The 21,647-nt window shown below is 37.9% G+C and carries 17 protein-coding genes; 1 reads left to right on the top strand and 16 read right to left on the bottom strand.

What is annotated here, in order from left to right; genetic code table 11:
• The first annotated feature begins 14 nt into the window (after positions 1–14).
• Positions 15–1,418, top strand: a complete 1,404-nt coding sequence (locus Q4575_RS13260) for a hypothetical protein (protein WP_303523183.1) — start codon at positions 15–17, stop codon at positions 1,416–1,418.
• 138 nt (positions 1,419–1,556) lie between these two features.
• Here Q4575_RS13260 and Q4575_RS13255 read toward each other — a convergent pair whose 3' ends face one another.
• From Q4575_RS13255 to Q4575_RS13185, 16 genes are read right to left on the bottom strand one after another with little or no spacing between them, the layout of a single operon-like run.
• Positions 1,557–2,747: a glycosyltransferase gene (locus Q4575_RS13255; protein ID WP_303523182.1), complete on the bottom strand. Its 1,191-nt coding sequence runs from the start codon at positions 2,745–2,747 to the stop codon at positions 1,557–1,559.
• Positions 2,734–4,695 carry an acyltransferase family protein gene (locus Q4575_RS13250; protein ID WP_303523181.1) on the bottom strand — a complete coding sequence of 654 codons (1,962 nt, stop codon included), beginning with the start codon at positions 4,693–4,695 and terminating at the stop codon, positions 2,734–2,736. Before Q4575_RS13250 ends, Q4575_RS13255 begins: the two co-directional genes overlap by 14 nt.
• A 1-nt stretch (position 4,696) precedes the next feature.
• Positions 4,697–6,580, bottom strand: a complete 1,884-nt coding sequence (asnB, locus tag Q4575_RS13245; RefSeq protein ID WP_215961944.1) for an asparagine synthase (glutamine-hydrolyzing) — start codon at positions 6,578–6,580, stop codon at positions 4,697–4,699.
• A 1-nt stretch (position 6,581) separates the two neighbouring features.
• Positions 6,582–7,613, bottom strand: coding sequence for an acyltransferase family protein (locus tag Q4575_RS19825; protein ID WP_368393254.1), 1,032 nt, complete (start codon positions 7,611–7,613; stop codon positions 6,582–6,584).
• A gap of 7 nt (positions 7,614–7,620) precedes the next feature.
• Entirely contained in the window at positions 7,621–8,781 is a 1,161-nt protein-coding gene (locus Q4575_RS13240; RefSeq protein WP_303523180.1) for a glycosyltransferase, read from the bottom strand.
• Positions 8,768–10,243: a lipopolysaccharide biosynthesis protein gene (locus tag Q4575_RS13235; protein WP_303523179.1), complete on the bottom strand. Its 1,476-nt coding sequence runs from the start codon at positions 10,241–10,243 to the stop codon at positions 8,768–8,770. The genes Q4575_RS13240 and Q4575_RS13235 overlap by 14 nt, the downstream gene beginning before the upstream one ends.
• A complete protein-coding gene (locus Q4575_RS13230) occupies positions 10,236–10,592 on the bottom strand; it encodes a hypothetical protein (RefSeq protein ID WP_303523178.1) in 357 nt (118 codons plus the stop codon). Before Q4575_RS13230 ends, Q4575_RS13235 begins: the two co-directional genes overlap by 8 nt.
• The gene (locus tag Q4575_RS13225; protein ID WP_303523177.1) at positions 10,589–12,169 is read right to left on the bottom strand and encodes a GMC oxidoreductase; all 1,581 of its coding nucleotides are present in this window, start codon (positions 12,167–12,169) and stop codon (positions 10,589–10,591) included. Before Q4575_RS13225 ends, Q4575_RS13230 begins: the two co-directional genes overlap by 4 nt.
• On the bottom strand, positions 12,159–13,466 hold the full coding sequence (locus tag Q4575_RS13220; RefSeq protein WP_303523175.1) for an O-antigen ligase: 1,308 nt from the start codon (positions 13,464–13,466) through the stop codon (positions 12,159–12,161). The genes Q4575_RS13225 and Q4575_RS13220 overlap by 11 nt, the downstream gene beginning before the upstream one ends.
• Before the next feature lie 12 nt (positions 13,467–13,478).
• Positions 13,479–13,868, bottom strand: a complete 390-nt coding sequence (locus Q4575_RS13215) for a hypothetical protein (protein WP_303523174.1) — start codon at positions 13,866–13,868, stop codon at positions 13,479–13,481.
• Positions 13,865–14,998 carry a glycosyltransferase family 4 protein gene (locus Q4575_RS13210; RefSeq protein WP_303523173.1) on the bottom strand — a complete coding sequence of 378 codons (1,134 nt, stop codon included), beginning with the start codon at positions 14,996–14,998 and terminating at the stop codon, positions 13,865–13,867. The genes Q4575_RS13215 and Q4575_RS13210 overlap by 4 nt, the downstream gene beginning before the upstream one ends.
• Position 14,999: 1 nt before the next feature.
• Complete coding sequence (asnB, locus tag Q4575_RS13205; RefSeq protein ID WP_303523172.1) at positions 15,000–16,904, bottom strand: asparagine synthase (glutamine-hydrolyzing); 1,905 nt, start codon at positions 16,902–16,904, stop codon at positions 15,000–15,002.
• Positions 16,905–16,906: 2 nt separating this feature from the next.
• A complete protein-coding gene (locus Q4575_RS13200) occupies positions 16,907–17,719 on the bottom strand; it encodes a glycosyltransferase family 2 protein (RefSeq protein ID WP_303523171.1) in 813 nt (270 codons plus the stop codon).
• Position 17,720: 1 nt separating this feature from the next.
• Entirely contained in the window at positions 17,721–19,214 is a 1,494-nt protein-coding gene (xrtA, locus tag Q4575_RS13195) for an exosortase A (protein WP_303523170.1), read from the bottom strand.
• Positions 19,211–20,056: an XrtA system polysaccharide deacetylase gene (locus Q4575_RS13190; protein ID WP_215961953.1), complete on the bottom strand. Its 846-nt coding sequence runs from the start codon at positions 20,054–20,056 to the stop codon at positions 19,211–19,213. The genes xrtA and Q4575_RS13190 overlap by 4 nt, the downstream gene beginning before the upstream one ends.
• Positions 20,056–21,471 (bottom strand): TIGR03013 family XrtA/PEP-CTERM system glycosyltransferase, encoded by a 1,416-nt coding sequence (locus tag Q4575_RS13185; RefSeq protein ID WP_252736856.1) that lies wholly within the window; start codon positions 21,469–21,471, stop codon positions 20,056–20,058. The genes Q4575_RS13190 and Q4575_RS13185 overlap by 1 nt, the downstream gene beginning before the upstream one ends.
• Positions 21,472–21,647: the final 176 nt, after the last annotated feature.

Raw genomic sequence — 21,647 nt, 5'->3', positions numbered from 1 at the left:
TAGGGAATACCAAAATGACCCGACTTACAACCATGCTCATGTTGAGCACATTAGCGAGCATGTTAATGACTATGACGTTAACTTCTTGTAGCGGTAACAAAAACGATGATGAACCAAAAAAAATAGTGGAAGACGATTCGGTAAGTGAGTTTTCTAATTACACCGCACAATCGACAGAGGTTACGACTTTATTTGATTGGAATGACGCAAGTGATGCAGGGCATACATGGTTAGGATGGATCTGGCAGGACGATGTTGCGTATGGAAAAATGGGATGGATTCTTGGTACTGGTGGATTGTTAGGTGATGGCGAAAGCGTCTATTTTGGAATAGGTCCTCGAAGCTTTGATAAAAAAGATTATGGGGATGAGAATTTAGTTGAAATTGTACCAGATATTCGAGCGCCGATGACATCTGAAGGAGGAAGCTTTAGGGTTTATGATAACCCAGAAGAAGTCGAAGCCCCGAATCAAGCTAGTTGGTGGTTATTATATGATTCAAAACCATTGATAGAGCGAGGAATTACCAAAGAAGATACTGATAGATTATCTTTTTACATTAAGTTAGGTGGATTAGATGAGCTAGACGATAGTGGAGGTTCAGAGACCATAACAACTAATTTTCATGTGGGTACATACTTGTGTTGGGAAACTGGAGAACCTGTTTATTCAACCGGTGATGGCTGTCCACGGGAAGGCCCGGGTAATCAGCACTATTATCACTATTTATCATTAAACCCAGGCGCTTGGCTGCATGTTGAGTTGGATGACCACCCAAATCATCATCGCGGAAGTTCAGGTGGTTCATATCATGAAAATAACCCTGTGGCAGCAGATGGAAAAAATTACTTTGCGCAAATGTCCCGAATATATATGGAAGTCAGATCTGCACAAACAACCGATTCAGAATATTACTTAGATGAAGTTGAATTTTATAGTACCAAACAATCTCATGAACCTGACCAAAATGATGAGTCGATTACGTCGCTTTGGGTGGGTTATTGGCCAGACAGTAATTATTGGGAATTAGGCTTTAAGGACGGTGTAGATATTAGCCCTGGTAAAGACAAACTATCAACGTTTGAAATTCGATGGTCAATAAATCCGATAACCAATGCAAATTATGCTGAGGCTAATATTGTTGAGCCTATGTTATATTCAGGTGAAAAATATGTAGGTACTGAGAACCCCCACTATCTGAGACGGGAAAGTGACTACACTAGAAATGTGTGGACTCGATTTGAGCTGCCAACCGAGATTACAGATAATTATGAGATGGTTTATTTTGCTATAAAGGACGTATCTAAAAAAGGTGAAAATCAAGGAACTTCGTGGCCATGGAATAGGGAAGATCATGGACAAGATGTATCACCTTATATTCGAGCTATAAATTACGCCCTTAAAGCACCACAGTTATAGTGGTAGAAATATAATAAGTTGATATTGATATAAACGGGGTATTAAATTTACTATTTAATACCCCGTCTAATAAAAGCATTAGCAATGCTATACGGCGCTATACTATTTGTCGAACAGTCATTCTAAAGCTAGAGGCACTTACAATGCTAGAGTCTTTGCAACTTCTTTGGCACACCAATCCCAAGTGTATTTATTGAAGCGTTTAGCCGCTTCTTCTCGGTCATAGGTATTGGACAACACGACATCCAAAGCCTTAGTTAAACCGGCTAGGTCGTCATTTTCAACAACGTCTCCTAAGTCAGGTTCACTGGCCATTATCTCTGGTACACTACCCACCTTTGTCGCCACTGCGGGAGTACCACAGGCGAGCGCTTCGGTTAAAACATTAGGACTGCCTTCGCCACGACTAGACAAACAAAAGACGTCTACGGCGTTATACCAGGTTATAAGTTGCTGGTTTGCTACGGCGCCTTGAAATACCACATGGTCTTGCAGGTTATGTTCCGTTACATAGTGTTTTAGTTCGGTACGGTAATCCCCTTCGGCCCCTTCTGAACCCAAAATATAGAATACTAGATTGTGAAACTTTGGTTGCTGAGTCAAGGTAGACAGGGCTTTAATAACTAAATCAAATCCTTTACGATGAATAAGAGCGCCGACGCCCAGAATAATCTGTTTATCCTGGGGTAATCCCAATGTCGTTCGACATTCAGTTTTGTCTAAATAGTAAAATTTATCGGTATCCACACCGTTTCTAATTACCGTTGTGCGGCTGCCCGTTTGCGCCAATTCATTAGCGGTTGTTGCCATCTCTTCACTTAATGAAATCACTTTAGTGACATTTTTTAAATATTTCTTAACAACTTGTTGTCGTACATCGTTGTCTTGGAAGTGGAAGGCTTCCATTCCTCTTAACGTGACATTAAAAGGTACATCATAACGATTACTCAAATAATGCCCTGTGGGTAAATCTGGGAACGTCCAGTGCAAATCAACTACGTCAAAATCAAAACCTATCGTATCAATAACTTTTTGAACCGCCCGTTTGTAACTATTTATCTCAATGGATTTTAAATAACCCGGTATAGATAAAAAACGAGGATGGTATACGGTTAAACCGTTCATCGTTTCCGTCTCAGGAATGTTTTTTAGTGACTTGAATTTCCCGATAAAACCATGAAAAGGAGAATCAGGGATAGGGTTGATTATAGTTACATCCGCATACTTGCTCATGGCTGTTAATCTATTTAATACAAAAATGCCATGATTAGGCTGTTCACTATTTGGAAATAGATAGCTTATTGCAAGAATGCGCTTATTTTTGGTCATTTATTAGTTCTTCTAATATTACTGCTTGCGCAGGATAAGATTTTAAATAGGTTGTTCCAAGTGCCCAAGATGACATGATTTCAATATGACTTTGGTCATAGTAAATTGGCTGGTTATCTTTGTAAGGGGAACACCCATTTTCACAAATTAGCTGAGTAAATTCTATATAATGTACTCTCTTCAATGTATCTGCGAACTTCGATAACTCTTTATTAATATTCGCTATTAAATTTTTATCATGTTCCGAGACAGATTTACAGTTACGAAAAGGGAAGTAGTAAGATTTGGCTTGACAATGTCGGTCAAAGCTTCCAAAAACCGGGGCTTTACCGATAATGATCACTTTTTTTCCTTCACTATCCAATTCGCTAATTGTCGTTTTAAAGGATGACAAAAAACTATTATCTCGTGCTGTGTAAGTATTAAACGCAGCGGAAACAATGATCGTGGAGTAATGACCTAATGAACTTTTAACTGTTTGTATTGAGTTATAACAGTTTTGATATCCATTTTGTCCAATATAACGCCTGAGATTAAAAAATACGGGAGGGCAACTGGCATGGGAAATGTTCCTAAATGACCAATGTTGTTTTTTTGCTAATGAACCCAGAATACCGACAAAGTGAGCCGCATTGGAATCTCCCCAAAGAAGTGTACTTGTTTCCTTTGAGCTACCAACCACGCATTCAGGTTTGGCTAAATGTTTTTCTTCAACGAGCCAAAATTGGCAAATATACTCATACTTATTAGTTGTAACGGCTTTATTTTGCGAATTTTTAAGGTGGGTTAAATAAGAATCATTATTGATTCTAACCCCATACCCATTGGTGCTAAAAATGAAATAGGAAATTACTCCAATTACGGCAAAAGGAACTGCTAAGTACTTGAATAATAATTGTCCTAAATTTAGTTTTTGATGTCGGAACTTTTCTTCTACAAACCTCCAGTTTAAATAAGCTGTCAGTAAAATAACCAGTAAGATAACTATGTTTTCTAACTCATTAAAGTCGCCATAGCCGTACCGAAGAAATGCTAAAATTGGCCAATGAACAAGGTAGGCTGAATAAGAGATTTTTCCTAACCACAAAACGACTTTTGAATTTAATAGAGAACGGTTGAACAAAGAATTATCAAAGCCAGACCAAATGAACAATGCTGCGCCAATAGTTGGGACCAAATAAAGCCAGCCTGGGAATATATCGCTAGGTTTAATGAATATGCAAGAACCAAGAATGACAACAATCGATAGTACAAATACGAAATAGCTGTTTTTAGGTTTTTGAATAAACTCAAAATGTAATAATGCCGCTAGTAGTACCCCCACTAGCAGCTCTCCAGCGCGACTCGGTAGCATATAATAGATAAATGAATGATGCTCTAGAAGCAGCAGTTGCGAAGCGGTTGCAGATCCTAATATGAGCAATACAAGTATTAAAACAATGGAGTATCTATTTAACTTAGGCAGTAAAAGCAGGCAGGCAAGGGGGAAAAAAAGGTAAAACTGTTCCTCAACACTTAAACTCCAGTAGTGTAACAAAGGTGTTGTATAGCTAGCTGAAGCAAAATAACCAGTATCTAGAAATTTCCAAAAGTAGAAATTGGACATTGAAAATGCCGACCAAACACCGGATTGCGCGGTTTTAACTGCATCCTCTGGCAAAAATAATATTTGTGCTAGCAAGATTGTTATCAATATTACGGAAAAGGCTGCCGGCAAAATTCGTTTAATTCTACGAACGTAAAACTCTCTCAAGGAAAACGTTTGTCGTTCTATAGATTCAAATAGCTGTTTTGATATTAAATACCCAGAGATTACAAAAAAAATATCAACACCCACAAATCCACCCGGTAGGTAGTCGTGGTCTATATGAAAGATAATTACTACCAATACAGCAATTGCTCTCAAAGCATCGATATGTTGGTAGTAATTACCTTTAGGTTTCGTCATGTTAGTCTGTATTTCTTCTTAACCATTCTTCTAATACCACTAGTTGCCAAAGCGTTTTATGGTGGTCGTATTTATTGGCATTGTGCTCTGTTATAAGCTGCTCAATTCGGTCTTTCTTAAAATAAGAATGCAGCTTTGAATCGTCAGATAACAAAAGGTCCTGCGCATATTCGCGCATTTCGTTTTGGAACATTAGTTTGAGCGGTGTAGGGAAGCCCATCTTTTTACGATAAATGATGTCATTAGGTAATATCCCCTCCATCATTTTTTTAAGTGGGTACTTACCTTCACCTTTTTTGATTTTGTGATGCGATGGAATCGTCGCAGCAAACTCAACTAGACGGTAATCCAAAAACGGGACTCTGAGTTCTATTGACGTTGCCATACTCATTCGGTCTGCTTTGATAAGCAAGTCATCAACGAGCCATGTTTTTGTATCAAAATAGAGCATTTTATTAAGCTGGTCTTGACCTTTCATGTTCTCAAATAATTGTTTTGAGAAAGCACCATGATTAGTCTTTTGCTTTTCTGCGTCTAGTTTTGCCTTAAAGTCAGGCTTGTATAACGCTTCTTTTGACGCATCTGGGTAGGTCGACATACCTTTGTATCGTTGCTCAATTGGCTGTGTTGCCATATTTAGGTATTTAGATACTTTGTGGCTTTCGCCTAGTATTTTATTGGAAATCCCGGCAAAAAACTCACTTCCAGATTGACCAACAACGCCACGATATTTTTCTAGGACGTTCATATATTGGTATAGGTCGTAGCCAGCAAATATCTCATCTGAACCTTCACCAGATAGGGCGACAGTGACTTTTTCTTTAGCGAGTTTGGACACAAAAAACAGTGAAATGGCTGCCGCTTCAGTCACAGGCTCATCCATTAACTCAATGTATTGTGGAATGAAGTCTTTAAATTGTTGCGGAGTTATCTTTAATTCGTGATGGTCGGTACCAAACTTTTCTGCAATCATTCGTGCGTATTGCGTTTCGTCAAAGTTCTTACCAAAGTCGTAGGCGATGGAAAACGTTTTTAATGGTTCTTTAACTTTATCGGCCAATAGGCCGACAACGGCACTTGAATCAATGCCTCCGCTTAAAAATATACCGAGTGGCACGTCACTTCGAAGTCGCAGGTCGATGGCACTTTCAAGCAAGGTTTTACTTTGATTTAAATAGTAGTCAAAACCCTTATCGGTTTGATTGTCGAATTTTAGATCCCACCACTGAGTCGTGGTCATGACTTGGTCTTTAACAATGGCAAAATGACCGGGCATTAAACGGTTTATGCCTTGATGTAAGGTTTTTTCCCCTGGGATATACCCAAAGCTCATGTAGTCGTCTATAAGTTCGATGTTCAGCGCTGGTAGCTCTGATAAACCTTTTAAAATGGCTTTGGTTTCTGATGCGAAGATAAATTCATTGGCATTTTGGTAATAATAGACAGGTTTGATGCCTAAACGGTCGCGGGCCAAAAACAGCTCACGGGTTTCATTATCCCAAATTGCAATGGCAAACATGCCATTAAACAAAGACAAACACTCAGTGCCATATTCAATATAGGCTTGAAGGATTACCTCAGTATCGGTGCCAGTTTCAAAGGTGTAACCTTTGGTTTCAAGCTCCGCACGAATTTCGATGTAATTGTAGACTTCTCCATTGTAGGAAATGACATACCGCCCACTTTGTTCAACTCTTGGTTGATGGCCCGCAGGTGAGGGGTCTAAAATACTCAGTCGTAAATGGGCTAGGCCGCAGTATTTGTCGTCAGATAGCCAAACGCCGTTATCGTCTGGTCCACGATAAGGCATAGTATCGCGCATTGCGGAAAGTTTGTGGGCATCCGCTGCATTTTGGTAATTCAGTGTTCCGAGTATTCCGCACATGTTATTTACTTATTTTTCTTAGTGAATTGAGGTGGTTTTTTACAAATCTGTTTGATGGTACTTCAATATATTTATTAATTATGAACGCTAATGCAATAACAAATAAAGATGTTATTAAAATAGCTATTGACGTAGGAAAATAATGTTCTCTCAAAAAAGAGATTGTTAAATAGCCAATTTGTTGATGAATTAAATATAAAGAATAGGACAAAACTCCCAATTTAATTAGGTACTTATTCTCCAATATTTTTAAACGATTCTGCAATAAAAGAATAAATATAGCCAAATAAAAGCCTATCATTAAGGCTGATATTAAATTTAGCCTACCAGAATTCGATAATGACATAATCAAATGTGATGCATAAAATAAAAATAATAATATGTATAACGGCCTTGTTGCACGTGAATTATTTAGCGACCAAATTTTGTACAAAATTATACCAGATAAAAATTGTTGCAAATGTGGGTACAACAATAGGTATTGCAATTTCTGAGGTAACTCAATGAAAAGTTGCATCAAAGTTAAAATAACATAGCAACTATAAATTACTACTAATGGTCGAATTTTAATTTCTTTACTCCAACTAAAGAAGATAGCAATCCATAAATAGAAAAATAGTTCATACATAAGCGTCCAATATGATCCATCTATTGGCTTTATCCAAAAAAATAAAGGTATCATCGTCGCATTACCAATGAACTGTTGTATTGATATGTCATTAGTAGAGGATAGTAAAATCAAGCTAATACTGGTTAGTAGAAGACAAAATATAAACGTAGGATAGAGTCTCGAAAATCGAGAAATTAAAAAGCTAGGTATATCTTTGCTTCTTTCAATAGAGATGGAAATTACAAATCCGCTGATAATAAAAAATAGCTCTACACCGTACCGACCCAAGCTTAAATTAATATCTTCAGTTTTAAAAAAGTTTGTATCTAATTCAAATTTGACACTATATAAAAAAACATAATGGTGAAATAACACTGCTAAAGCAGCTATACCTCTTAGTGAATCAATTGCTTGGATTCGCATATGGCAATTATCTTTTAACGGTATGTGATACCATATCCGAAATAAGTTCTAAAACTTTTTCTGCTCTAGAATTCCAGGTGTTTTGCTCGGCAACCGAGCGACGCTTTTCAACCGCAGTATTGCTATATTCTTGTTTATTATGCTGAATACTCTTGATCGCTGTAATCCAACCTGCCGCATCAGCCCTTATTTGCAATACGTGTTCAAACTCAAATGCGCTATCGATAGGTGAGCATATTATAGGTTTTCCTACAGCAAGGTACTCATGTAACTTGAGAGGATAGCCGGCATTAGCAAATGACTCTGGATCTGTTCGATATGGAATAATATTGATATCCATAGCATTCATGTATGTAGGGACGTCACTAAGGTCTTTGTTCCCGAGAAATGTAATATTAGGTAAACTTTTTAGTTGTTCCATATGAGGTTTTTGAAATGGATCTATTCGGCCTTCAGCTCCAACCACATAAAATTCTATTTCAGGAAGTTGGCTAAAAATTTCAGCTAGTAATTTTATATCAATTTTAGAGTTTATAGAGCCTGTGTATCCAACTTTAAAACCTTGAGAATGGCTAACCCCTTTAGCTTTTTTGTAGTTTTTTGAGAATAAATTATAATCAACCCCATTTGGCACAAAATAAACATTTTTGGTCATTTCTTTATAATTTTTTTCGAGCAATGCGGAGGTTGTAATGACTAGGTTTGCAGTTTCTGCAAGGCGTTTGTTGCCAGCAATTGCTATGTCGTCTGAATATAGCTTTGTAAAATCATCGTAAGGGTGGAATACGATAAAGTCTGCATTAATGTCATCTTGATATTCGCTATACAGAGGATTAAAAATATAGAGCACAGTTTTTAGATCAGGATCTAAATGCCTTTCTATTTGTCTACAAAAGTTATTTTTTACTAGTTTGTCGTAGAGCTTTAACTTAGGGACGCGGGGAATGATTTTGGCGCATTCTAAATTAAATACATTATCGCGCTCGGTGGCCCTACCTAACAATGGAGATTTTTTAACTCTTGGTAGTTTTAAGTCCCAATAAAATGGTGGTGCATTTGAATATATAACATTATGGTCTTTGCCAATAATGGAAAATATATGCTGGCGATTCATCCAAACATCATCCCAGCGATTTGGGGCCAAAACCACAAAATTAAACTTTTCCACGAATCTTCCCAATTAGTTTAGTGATAGCTAACAAAACATGTTTTTCTATGGAATTAGGTTTTCCACTAATTATCCAAATAAGTATTAGGCTTGCGCTGTAGGTAAATACACCACCAATTACCAAACTTAAAAAGTTAACCAAGCTAACGTCAATTTCATAATTTTGCTTTATAACAAATAGTACCAGGCACATAATCAGTGTTGATAAAGTTGACCTAAAATTAACATAAATCACTTTTAAAAGAGATATGTTTATTTCGTATTTTAACCAAACATAGGCAACTATCATATTGGCAATGGCGGTATAAACCAAAGCTTCGGCTGGGTCTTCTACTGAGTTGGTCAAATCAAAAATATATAGAAAAATAAAAAATGACAATATTCTAATGCCAGAAATAAAAGTGGTGATTTTAGGCTTTCCTATTGCAAGAAAAACATAACCATTGTTTGAGGAAATTGAGCTGAAAAAGGCAAACAAACTTAAAAGTTGAACAACAGGAATAGCGTCCAGCCATTTTTCACCTAATACAACTGGCACAAAATAATCCGCAGTCATAAATAAGCCCATTGATGCAGGTAGCGCTATTATAGTGATCATCGAGGTTGTTTTATAAAACAGTTCACGCAATTGTTCTGGGTTATTTTTCTCTTTTGAATAAGCTGGAAATGAAGCTTTGTTAATTGGCGCTGCAATTTCAGTCGACGGAAGAGTCGCCATCTCTTTACTTATATTATAAATACCGGCAGCAGAGGTCGAAATTAATTTTCCAACGAGTAAATCAATACTCTTATTATTTATGTAATAAAAGAAGTTATTTAACATTAACCATTTTGAATAATTGAATAATGCTTTACTCCCTTTTAGGGTAAATGTTGGCTTATAAGCGATCATAATATAACTGAAGACAATATTTATTAGCGATAAAAAAATAGAGCCGTATACCAAAGCCCAGTAGCTTTGTAACTGGTACGCCAAGAATAACGTAAGAAAAAAACTGAGGAACTTTGGCAAAACTTGTAGTTTAAGTTCTTTTGCAAAATCCATATTGATTTGGAAATCAACTATTTTGATATTTTTACAGCCATTGATGAAAAATAAACTGGCGAGGACGTAAAATACAGGTTCGAGTCTAGGTTCATTAAAAAATGAAGATAGACTCTCTGATGCCAATAACATCGCCAAACTAGCGAGAATTCCAAATATAAAGTTTACTGTAAACGCCGCATCATAATCAGACTTAACGGGCGTGTTTTTTTGGATTAGTGCCGTATTAAATCCAAATTCGCCAAATAGACTAATAAAGGCGTAAATAGACATTGCGATTGCGGCAACACCAAAGTCTTCTGGTGAAAGTATACGAACTAAAATTAAAGAGCTAATAATTCCTAACAGATTAACAATTAACCTAGTGAGGAGCATTAAAATTGCTCCTGAAGCTAATTTAGAAGAAGTCTCAGACATTTTCTGAATAATCTAAATGTTCAACGAGCGTTGAAATGGCTGCTACTTCAGTGAAGCTTAACAGTAACCCCCTAATTTCTAATATTTTTCCGCTGCTGAATTCGGCAGAAATTAGCTTCTTATACTCTGCTTTATCGGTAAAGGTTTGGGTTGGAATACTGCTTATGTAATCTGACGCTGAAATACCAAAAGTGCTTATCCATTTTTTATGGATTTCAACAAACTCTTCCATTTTCCCATGATTGTCAGAAATATTTAAAGCTTGAGAATATTCATCGTTTGCAGTTGCAAATAATGCGCTGCCGATTACTGCAGACTTTATGAATTCTCTACGAGTTATACTTTTCATGACGTTTGCCTTTTTAGATACTCAGCCAAGCGAATTGTTGTCGCAACTATTGTTAATGTAGGCGGTACATGGCTACCAGTAGGGAACACACTGCAGCCGGCAATATAAAAATTATTTGTACCAAAAACTAGTTGATTTGGATCTACCACGCCAGTCTCTTCTGAATCTGACATCCGAGTGGTTCCCATATGGTGATGACCAAATCCTAATTGATCACCAAACAAACGTGTTGAACGCTCTTTAAGCAACTTTATTCGGCCAAGTGATGTTGCACCAAGGTCCTGTCCGAATAACGCCAGAGATTTCCACATGCTATCGATATCATTTTGTTGTAATTCCCAGTGCACATTTAGCTTAGGAATACCCATTCTATCTTTTCGCTTAGCAAGTGTAATTCGGTTATTTCGATGAGGTGTTTGTTCAACCATCATCGGGATTTGGAAACCAACATTTTCATTAGCACCATCAAATACACTAGAATCAAATTGCTTTCTTGCAACCGCTTCAATAACCATATCTACGTCTGTTATAAAATTCCCTACATGTGTACCAAAATCATCAGGTAGGGCAAAGTTCTTAAATGCTTGTTTCAAGATATGGAACGATGATATTCCGTCAGACATTTGATATTCGTTAGCTGCGACAACCGGCATTCTTAAGTTGATTGTTTCATTTTCAATTAATGTAGATTCTTTTAGCTGAAAAAAGGAAACAATATAACGTTGCCTATCCATCGCGCTCATACTATTGAGTTCGTCTCTATCACTAAATATTTGTGCAGCATTTAGCGTTGGGTGATCCATAAAGTAACGGCCAACATTATCTTTACTGTTACCGAGTTTGTTTTTGTATTTTGAATTGAAATGCAGAAGCATTCTTGCATTTTCTAATCCTCCAAAACACATGATGAATTTTGTAGCATGAACTGTATGGTCAATTCCATTGTATGCTGAGAATGTAATTGATTTTACATCTTTACTTTCCGTTTCAAAGTTCATGTCACTAACATTTGCATATTTATAAACAATGACATTTTTACTATCAACCAGCGCCTGTCCATGAGTTTGATAGAAGCGTGTCGGGGGCACAGAAGCTTTTGCTATTGCGAGTTCACAATTAGTTGCGCTATTTAATAAGTTGTCTTTCTTTAATTTCGATAACCAATGGTTGGCCTCGTAACCGTCTTCACCTGTTTGACAATATTTTGCAGCCTTCAAATAAAATGGCTGTATTGCGTCGTAGCCAAATGGCCACCCGCTATTACTTACCCAACTTCGTTTTTCAAAGTCTATTGGTGAAAATGGAGACGTATTATTTGCCCAGTGATTTGTCGCGCCACCGAGGTATCTTAATCTAGATTCTTTTGGATCTGGATAGTATTTACTAACGGTATGAGCATCGTATAATTCCTGAATACTCTCTTCATAATTTTCACCGCCAGCTTCAAGTAGTACGATCTTATCAAAATGCTGATTTAGCTCATTTGCTAATGTTATTCCAGCCGCTCCTGCACCTAAAATACAAATGTCAGCGTCTATCTTAGTTGGAGAAGTTAGGGTTCTTGCATTAATTAACATGACTTGATTCCGCTTTAGAATTAACTAACATTTTATTTACAACAGGAATAATGGCTATTAACCAAATCGAAATTTCAAAAATTTTGTTATTAGAAAACAGTCCTGCGACTAGATAGCAAAAAAAGCCTAAACACAAGCCTGTTTGAATAATTAATAATTCGTTATCGACTTCCAGTGGGTCTAGTTTTCTTACTCTAAATAAGTGTTTACTGATTGACAGAGCTATCAACGAAAATAATCCCAGGCCGATTACCCCATGATCCGTTAGCATCCCCATAATAAAATTGTGGGATGCTCTTCTTTGTATTTTTGTACCAGCTGTCCGAACAGTAGCCATGTATTCTTGAGGGATGTAAATGGGGCTCAAAAGAAGCGTAGTACGGTGGCCTTGGCCGATTATCGGTCGCTCCAAGAACATCTGCAGTTGCGATTCGATAATAACAAGTCGCGAAGCGGCACTTTTATCTTTAATTTGACCTTCTGTATCAGATTTCATCCCCTGAAAGCGTTCCAATATTTGTGGACCGATTAATAAGGAAAAAGCGATTGCACCTAAAGTGGCTAAACCAATGAAATGTTTTTTGTATCCTTTGGGGATAAAAAATAGCGACAATACCCCGGTTAAAAGAATAGCTAAAATGGCCCCTCTGCTTCCCGTGAGCATAATTGTATTTAGAATGAAAATAATAGCAATGACAAGTAAATACTTTGCCTTACCCAATTTAACAAACAATAAATAAGATGAAAATATTAGTAGAATTGAAAGGTGTTGACCTAGGCCATTTGAAGATTCAATACCCGGACCACCAATACCCTCTAGTCTACCATTTTGATAGGAGGCACCTAAATAAGCAAAGTAGAGAGCACCGCAAACATTCGCTGCGATAAACCCGATAACATCGCTTTTGGTTTTTATGCAGCCTTGTATTAATGCAATTAAAATTAAGTATTTAAAAGCTAACAAAACGTAGACAGTATGAAGTGAACTATTAAGTGCCCAGCCATATTGCATTAACAAAAATATGAAAAATATTACAAACAACTTGGTTTCTTTAAATTCAAACCAGCCGGAACCTTTTTCATTTTTACTTTTATTTAAAAACAAAGCGATTAATGTGATTAATGCGGCCATAAAAGACCATCGTAGTTCTGGCAAGCTATACCCCCACCACCTAGCAATTGGGTGTGCGTAAAAAGCAATTAAGTAGGCATATAAACCCCAGATAGGTTTAGTTGTAAATGCTTTTAATAAGCATCCAAAATAAACTAACAGATATACAATAGCGGTTAATGACACGTGAGCGTTTACCTATTTATTGATCCAAATCCGATCTAACTTTAAGTAACCGTTTAACGTATTTCGTGCATGCATTTCTATACGGTTTTGGTTAGTAAAGGCGCTATTAAGCATGTCGTACAAATATTTATCTGCAAGACTATCGTTAATGTTCAGAGCAACAATGTTGCCTGATTTTATGTCGTAACCATATTCCTTAGCTTGTTTTATCCCGAATGGCGCGTCGATAAAGACAAGGGCAAGACCGTCACGGTTGAGGTATATTTTATTTATTTTGCCAATGTATTTGCAATAAGGCGTGCTTGTCTCACTTGATTTACATACGGCTGTAGGCATTGCAGAATACCAAAAATACCCACTTGCTATAACTGTCAGAAAGACTATTGATAGAATAATTTTCATCGTTTGATCCTATTTGCTATTTCAATCACACGTTTTGAATTTTCGTGCCAGACAAAGCGTTTTTCAATAACGCTGTTTTTGACGGCTTCGCGTTTTTCAATGTAGTTTTGGTAATTAACAATGGCGTCATTTAAGCTAGATTTGAATGAGGCTTGATTGCCTTTTTCAAAAAACACGGCGGTATCGTCACTTAGTATTTCTTCGATGTTTGGTGTTTTAGGGGCGATTATTAAGCTACCTACAGCCATGTACTCAAACATTTTTAAAGGCGAGGCATAGGCGGTTACGTCTGGCTGCAGCGATATGTCGAACTGTTTTACGAAGTCTAAAACCTTGTCGCGTGTGATAAGGCCTTTAAACTCAACTTTGTCGGCAATGCCAAGGTCTGCAGCTTGTTGCTTAAGTTCAGGCAGGATTGTGCCGTCACCTATGCATACTAGCTTTAATGGCAAATCTTTATGTTCTGCGATGGCCTCAATGGCTTTGTCCATGCCGTGCCACGGGTGAATAAAGCCGGTAAAACCAATAATGATTTGTTGCTTGTCTAAATCAATCGGTGTTGCCAACATTTCGTCAATAAACGGTTGGCGAACCCCATTATGGATAACGGTTATCTTGTCTTCATTTACCCCTGCATCACGTAAATGATCAGCAAGTACGTCTGTGACAGGAAGGCAATGGTCCGCACCTTTCCAGGTATAATTTTCAATCCATTTGGCGAAACGTTTTAACGATAAGCCGCTATAACGACTGCGTTCTTCCACAAGCGGCGCGTTTACTTCTAGGATTAAGGGAACGTTAAATAACTTAGCGGCTAAGATGCCCGCTGGCTGATATAGGTTGTAACGCTCATAGATAAATTCGGGTTTAAACTCTTTAATGGCTTTTACCAACTTGATAAAAATCCAAAGGCTGTAGGTGAGTTCTAATAATTCGTAAATAAACGCTGGCAATGCGTTTTTTAGTTTGCTGACAAAGCCGCCGTCGTGACCAAAGTCTGATTGCTCGTTAACTTGAGGTGCGACAAACTTTAATTCGTGGCCTTGATCTAAAAAGGCATTTGTCAGTTCTTCAACGTGAACATATTGTCCATCTTTTGAAGCGATTCTATGATGATATAAAATTTTCATATTAGTTTTTCGCGTTAGCCTTTTTTAAAAATCGCGCAAAGACTGCAATAGACCATAACGACATGCCAAGGTTGTTTTTCCCTTTCAGGTGCAGTGTTATTAAGTTTTCAATATGGTCAGTGTTAAACATGCCAGCTTTACTCAATGTGTCAATGTCTACAATGTCCCTAACTTTTTCCGGTGGCATCATTCTAAACCACTCGTCCATTGGGGAAGTAAAACTCTTTTTACTCTTATGCAAAATTTTGTGGGGTAACAAGTTTTTGGCTATTTTACGGAGCAATAGTTTAGATTTGCTGCCTTTAATATTTTCGTTACTTGCGTGGCCAATCCAGTTTTGGACGAGTCGGTGATCTAAAAACGGAACTCGTACTTCTATTGAGTTTGCCATGCTGGTTCTATCTACCTTAGTGAGGATGTTGGAAGGTAAATACGTTTTAAAATCGATGTACTGGGCTTTTTTTATTGGGTCGTTTATTTTGACTTTTGCCGCAAGGTTTTGAAAAATCTGCTTGCTAGAGTAACCATTGTTTTTGGTATTAAACTCACTATTAAAGATGAGTTGGGTTTGGCAATCTGAGTTGAGGCTCATTGCTTCATGGAAATTATCTATGATGTCGCCGGTTAAACTTTTAAATGTAGATTGCGCTCGTAAAAATTGTGGCGCCCATGCCAGCGTTGGATAAAACTTTGCGAGTGATCCAAAAATAACATTGTGAATTGGTTTTGGGAAAATGCGTCTTAATTGGGTTTCCAATTTTAACATTCGATAGTTTCGGTAACCTAAAAATAGCTCGTCGGCACCATCCCCTGACAATACAACTTTTACTCGTTTTGCCGCCTGCTTGGAGATCAAATAGGTTGGGATGGTCGAGTTATCTGCAAAAGGTTCGTCAAACATATCAATAATGTCATCTAAATATTCGAAGGCGTTCGCAGAGACAATGATGTCAGTGTGGTCGGTATTAAAAAGGTTTGCAGTGGTTTGTGCATCGGCCGACTCGTCATATTCTTTTGTGTCAAACCCCATAGAGTAAGTACAGACTTTAGACGTTTTAGACATAGTTGAAACAATCACTGAAGAGTCCAATCCGCCGGATAAAAACGCGCCTACTGGCACATCGGCAACTGTACGCATGTTGATGCTGTCGGTTAGGGTTTTGAGTCCGTTGTCGATATCTGAATCTGGAGTTTCTGACAGATGCTTGTTGATAGAATCTAAACAGTCCCAATATTGCACGGGTTCGGCATTTGTTATGTCATCGAGATGGGCTGAAATATAATGCCCAGCTTCAAGCTTGTTGTAATTGTCGTAGATGCATTTAGGTTCTGGAACATACCCCAATGAAAAATAATCATGAATAGCGGAAGTATTGAGTGTTTTGTTGTTGTCGTTGAGGATTAACGATTTTAATTCTGAGGCGAAATAAATGGAATTGTCATCTGTTTTAGTCCAGAACAAAGGTTTAATACCGAGTCGGTCCCGTGCAGCAAAAAACAAATTGGCGGCTTGGTCCCAAACGACAAACGAGAACATGCCATTGAGGTGTTTTAAACAATCATGTTGCCACTGTAGCCAGCAATGTAGGAGTACTTCGGTATCGCTGTCAGAATGAAAGGTGTGACCCAATTTGACTAAGGTTTGTTTTAATTCTTTGTAGTTGTAAATTTCGCCGTTAAAGACAATTTGTACATTGCCGCAGTCGGATGCTGCGGGTTGTTGACCATTTGCTAAATCAATTATAGATAGGCGCTTATGCCCGAGTGCAACCGTATTATCATTGTTAAAATAGTAGCCAGTTTCATCCGGGCCACGATGATGCAACGTTTCGGTCATCTCAATAAACTGAGATTGTGGATATAGGTTTGTTTTACTATTTACAAACCCTGCAACAAGTCCGCACATATCTACTTATGCCTCGGCATTGTTTTATATAAAGAACGCAAACTCCAGAAATATTTATGTTTGTTAAAAAGGTAGAACAAGCCTTTTAAATGTGAAAAGTGGAATTTGGTCAGTTTAAAGCCACGGGACAATTCTTGAGCGTCGTGCACCATTTCTTGCATCGGCACGTAGGTAATTTGAAAACCCGCTTTCCATACTCTGACGCAGTAATCTACGTCTTCTGGAGAATAGAATATGTTTTCATCCAAAAGGCCCGTTGCGTCTGTACATTCTTTAGTTAATAACCAACAGGCTGAAATTGCGTAGTCGACGGCAATAGGGTGGGTTAATTGACTAAGTTCTTCGTTCTTTTTTTCAATGGTTTTTAAGAACAAAAAGCGTTTGGCTTTTTGCAACAGCGTTGGGAATTGGTCACAAGACAATTGAAAGTTACCACTGGCGTAGGTCAGCTTAGGTACTGCCATGCCGGTCTGTGGGTTGTCTTGTAAGTTTGTGATTAGTTCTTCTAACACATTGATATTAATATATGCGTCGGAGTCTAAAACGAGAATGTATTTACCTGTTGCCTGTTTGATAGCTGAATTGCGGGAAAATGTAGTACCGGTATTTTCCTTAAAAATGATTGGCTTAATTAAGTCGGGATATTGCGCTTTATAATCGTCGATTATTGCCGGACTATTGTCTTTTGAACCGTTCTCTACGACGAAAATTTCAGCCAACTCATTTTTTGCATTAAGTGTTTCAATCAAGCTATCTAAACATTTTGGAAGTGTTTTTGCTGAATTGAACGACAAAATAACCACTGATATATACATGTTAAGACCTATTAAGTTGATTTAACTGGACTGAAAATAGTGTTTTTAATTGTTCGACTGAAACTATCGACTCTTCTGCTGAGATGATGTGCGCCGTGCCACCATGGTCAATGTTTTTAATTTTGGCGATAAGTTGCAACAATTTCACTTTGCCCACATTGGTTTCGAAGTTTTCACCAACTTGGTAAGTCACTAAAATATTAATTTTTAAGCCAGAGAGACTGACAATGTGGATGTGCTTCACCTGTAAGGTGCTGTTATTCACTTCGATTTCAGCCGTTTTAACATACTTCTGGCTAAATATTTCATCACTAAATATACGATTATTAAAGGTAATTAGTTCTTTTTCACCGAGTTCGTCAAAATACGAAATGACAAAATAATGCGCCGGATTTACACCAACTTGTACTGGTTTGTAGTCATAGAGGTCGGGGCTGTCAAATACAGGTGCCCATGGGATCGACTTTTGTACTTTGGCAATATCGAGTTGTTGTGAGTCCGTTTTGTTATTAACGGTAACGCTTTCTTGCTGGTCTGGTTCAATTACGTGAAGCATAACTGGAAATACAAGTAGGCTTAATGCAATTGCTGTTGCGAGCAGAGGGGTTGGCGGCACATAATTTAACGCGTCTTCTTTCTCACTTGGTTGTTCAGAGCTTTTGTCTTGAAGCCTAGAGCCGATATAAAAAAGTGACAGTAAAACAAAACTGAAGAATATCCATCCATACACTAAATGGTCAAACCCAGTTGCGGCTTCCACGCTTACATAATAGCCGATAACAACGATGATAAAGACCCGCATCCCATTTGCTAAAATTGGGAAGATAAAGCTAAGTAGGATAAAGAACCATCGTTTTTTGACGTCAGTAATTGCTAACAACGCAAAAAAGATACCTAACGTAAATGACGAAATTAAAAACCGTATACCACTACAGGCCTCTGCCACTAAAAAGTTAGCGTTAGGAATAGAGATATATAGGCCGTCATTGTATACAGGGATACCAATGAGATTAACCAACCAGACTGAAATGACAGCGGTTATTTGCTGCAAATGAGGTATCAGAAAGTCACCAAAGGGGACAGCAAAAAAGAGGAACAGTAATGGCCCTTTAAATTGGTTTAATATTGTAAACCCAAAACGGAATAAGACATAGCTAGGAACCAGAGCAACAATAGAGACGTGACTGATTAAATTGATTTTTACGAGATTACCGCAAAGCCACATAAAGCCAAAAAAGAGAATAGCTACTAGGCCAATGAGATTGGGCTTGGTGGCGGGCAGTTGCAAATATTTACAGCGTTGCCAAATGAGGTAGATTGACATCGGGATGATTAAAATCCCATGACTATAGGTTTCTGACGTTGTCCACAATTCGTATATCGCAAACGATGTATTGGCATACGCGACTACGATCATAATCGTTAGGAGGATCAGTTCAAAAACAACTCCTTGTTTGATAAATTTACTGGCAAACGTCCTGTTCATTGTTGTCATAGAAACTCACTGTACACCGACTTCATTGACGACCATTCATAATCGTCGAGTAAATGGATTAGTTTATTCTCCATTCGAGACAAATTAACGTAATGTCTGAATTTTGAAAGCAATGGTGCACCTTTAACGCGAGGTTGATCAGGATCTATTTCCCACGGATGGAAATAAAAACTGTAGGGTGCGTTTTCTTCTTTTAAAAATCGTTCTATTCGTCTTTTAGATAACCAATAAGGGTAAAGTCTAAAAAAGCCGCCGCCGCCAATTCCTTGGTTTTTATCATTATTACGAAGTGTTGGGATAGGGATCTCTAAAATCCCTTCTGGGCGAATGTGGGCAAATCGTGGCCAATCTGGTGTGCCGTATAAGTCATGTTCTATCGGGTAAGTACTGGAACTGTACTTGAATCCAAGTTCAACCAACAGCTCAAACGCCCATTGGTTGTCTTTACCAATAGAAAAACTCGGGGCGCGATAGCCTATAACTTTTTCACCAGTTAATGATTCAAGTCTGTCTAAGCTTTGACTAATGTCGTCTTTAAGCTCTGGGCGAGTCATTGTTGTAGCACGGCGATGATTTGTGCCGTGACTCGCAATTTCATGACCCTGAGCATGGATTTCTTTTATCAACTCTGGAAATGCTTCCGCAACCCAACCTAAGATAAAAAACGTCGCTTTAGTGTCTTTTTTTGCAAATAAATCGAGCAGACGTCGAGTATTGTAGTCGACAGTCGGTTTGCAACTTGACCAATCACTTGGTGAAATTTGCTTCTCAAAAGCAGAAACGTGGAAGTAATCTTCCACGTCCACTGTCATTGCATGTTTTGTGTTGACGTTGATTGTCATTAACGTCCTTTACCAAACAAGATGATTTCAATAGTTCTGACCAGTATTAACAGGTCTAATAAAATACTTCTGCGCTTAATGTAGTACAAGTCAAACTTTAATTTTTCTAGTGAATCATTAACACTTGAACCGTATGGGTAGTTTAATTGCGCCCAGCCAGTTAACCCTGGTTTTACATTATGGCGGTGATTGTAATACGGGATTTCTTTGATAAGTTCTTTAACAAATTCAGGACGTTCAGGGCGTGGCCCCACAAAGTCCATTTCGCCTTTAAAGACGTTAAATAGCTGTGGTAACTCATCAATTCGATATTTTCTAAGCGCAGCGCCAATTTTAGTCACACGATTGTCTGACTTAGTGGCCCATTGAGCTCCATCTTTTTCCGCATCTTGGCGCATGCTTCTAAACTTGATGATCTCAAACAAGTTGCCGTCCATTCCAACGCGCGTTTGTTTATAAAATATTGTGCCGCCCTTTTTATGCCCATCTTCGATATAAATGAGTAACGAAGTAACGAGGATAATTGGCCAAGTAAACAAGAACACAAGAACCGCCAAAACCACATTTAACGTATAGTCCAATGCGACACGAATATAATGGCGTGACTGGAAACCGTTTGAGTAGATAACCCACGAAGGGTAAATGAGATTAACCGCAACTTGGCCTGTTTCTTCTTCAATAAAATCTAAGATGTCTTTGACGACAACCCCTGTCATTTTACAGTCGAATAACGATTCTAATGGTAATGAACCACGGCGTTCGTCAGGTGCGATAACAATTTCATCGATACGATTTTCAGCGACATAAGCTTGAAGGTTGTCCAAAGAACCAATTTCCAAAATGTTTTCATTTCTTAATTGATCTTCTTTGTCGGTATTGAGTTTGATAAAGCCAACTAGCTTAAAGCCGCGTCTGTCGGCCTCTCGGCGCATTCTTTTCTCGATAATTGAAGCGCGTTCACCACTGCCGATGACAATGACACGTTTTTTCGTGATACCAAACATTTCGAATGTATTGGCCATAAATCGACTGATGAAGATAACGCTGACGGTTGCTAATAAGAATAAAGCAAATGCAATAGGGGCAATTTCGAGTTTTTGGAATGCATTAAACACTAAAATTTCGAATATACAGAAAGTCATGGCACCACTGACTAAACAGCGGCGATAAAGTCCGATATTACTGTCGCGTAATTTTACGTCGTATAGACCTACGGACAAATTGGTAATGTTCAGCAAAAGCGCGGTGGATAAGGGCATTAGCCACCATGCGTGATCGTAAACAGGCATGGTTAGACTGTTTTTAGATACAACAAAAAATGCGACCATACCTAACATTGTCGCCATTAATACGTCCAATACCATTAAGGTATTACTTCTGTGATTTATCGTTTTTTGGTGGAATACCTTTTTCAAAACGAATCCTAATTTTGTTGGAGTTTATAGTTATTATTGCACACATGATAATCAAATTGATTTTTGAAAGCTACGTCAATTTTGTAGTATTTTTACATCAATGGATTAATTTATGTACTTGATATCGAAATATAACAGTTCACATTTGCTTTAGTTTGATTACAATTCATTAATGA

The organism is Psychrosphaera sp. 1_MG-2023 (genome assembly GCF_030548245.1).
GTDB classification, from domain to species: Bacteria; Pseudomonadota; Gammaproteobacteria; order Enterobacterales; family Alteromonadaceae; genus Psychrosphaera; species Psychrosphaera algicola.
Note: the sequence above shows the minus strand (reverse complement) of the source record. Positions and strands in the feature narration are given on the sequence as shown.

What these genes read in the sequence shown, in the direction of transcription:
- Q4575_RS13260 (WP_303523183.1), top strand. Translation starts at nt 15, where the DNA reads ATGACCCGACTTACAACCATGCTCATGTTGAGCACATTAGCGAGCATG.
- Q4575_RS13255 (WP_303523182.1), bottom strand. Translation starts at nt 2,747, where the DNA reads ATGACCAAAAATAAGCGCATTCTTGCAATAAGCTATCTATTTCCAAAT.
- Q4575_RS13250 (WP_303523181.1), bottom strand. Translation starts at nt 4,695, where the DNA reads ATGACGAAACCTAAAGGTAATTACTACCAACATATCGATGCTTTGAGA.
- asnB (WP_215961944.1), bottom strand. Translation starts at nt 6,580, where the DNA reads ATGTGCGGAATACTCGGAACACTGAATTACCAAAATGCAGCGGATGCC.
- Q4575_RS19825 (WP_368393254.1), bottom strand. Translation starts at nt 7,613, where the DNA reads ATGCGAATCCAAGCAATTGATTCACTAAGAGGTATAGCTGCTTTAGCA.
- Q4575_RS13235 (WP_303523179.1), bottom strand. Translation starts at nt 10,243, where the DNA reads ATGTCTGAGACTTCTTCTAAATTAGCTTCAGGAGCAATTTTAATGCTC.
- Q4575_RS13230 (WP_303523178.1), bottom strand. Translation starts at nt 10,592, where the DNA reads ATGAAAAGTATAACTCGTAGAGAATTCATAAAGTCTGCAGTAATCGGC.
- Q4575_RS13225 (WP_303523177.1), bottom strand. Translation starts at nt 12,169, where the DNA reads ATGTTAATTAATGCAAGAACCCTAACTTCTCCAACTAAGATAGACGCT.
- Q4575_RS13215 (WP_303523174.1), bottom strand. Translation starts at nt 13,868, where the DNA reads ATGAAAATTATTCTATCAATAGTCTTTCTGACAGTTATAGCAAGTGGG.
- Q4575_RS13210 (WP_303523173.1), bottom strand. Translation starts at nt 14,998, where the DNA reads ATGAAAATTTTATATCATCATAGAATCGCTTCAAAAGATGGACAATAT.
- asnB (WP_303523172.1), bottom strand. Translation starts at nt 16,904, where the DNA reads ATGTGCGGACTTGTTGCAGGGTTTGTAAATAGTAAAACAAACCTATAT.
- Q4575_RS13200 (WP_303523171.1), bottom strand. Translation starts at nt 17,719, where the DNA reads ATGTATATATCAGTGGTTATTTTGTCGTTCAATTCAGCAAAAACACTT.
- xrtA (WP_303523170.1), bottom strand. Translation starts at nt 19,214, where the DNA reads ATGACAACAATGAACAGGACGTTTGCCAGTAAATTTATCAAACAAGGA.
- Q4575_RS13190 (WP_215961953.1), bottom strand. Translation starts at nt 20,056, where the DNA reads ATGACAATCAACGTCAACACAAAACATGCAATGACAGTGGACGTGGAA.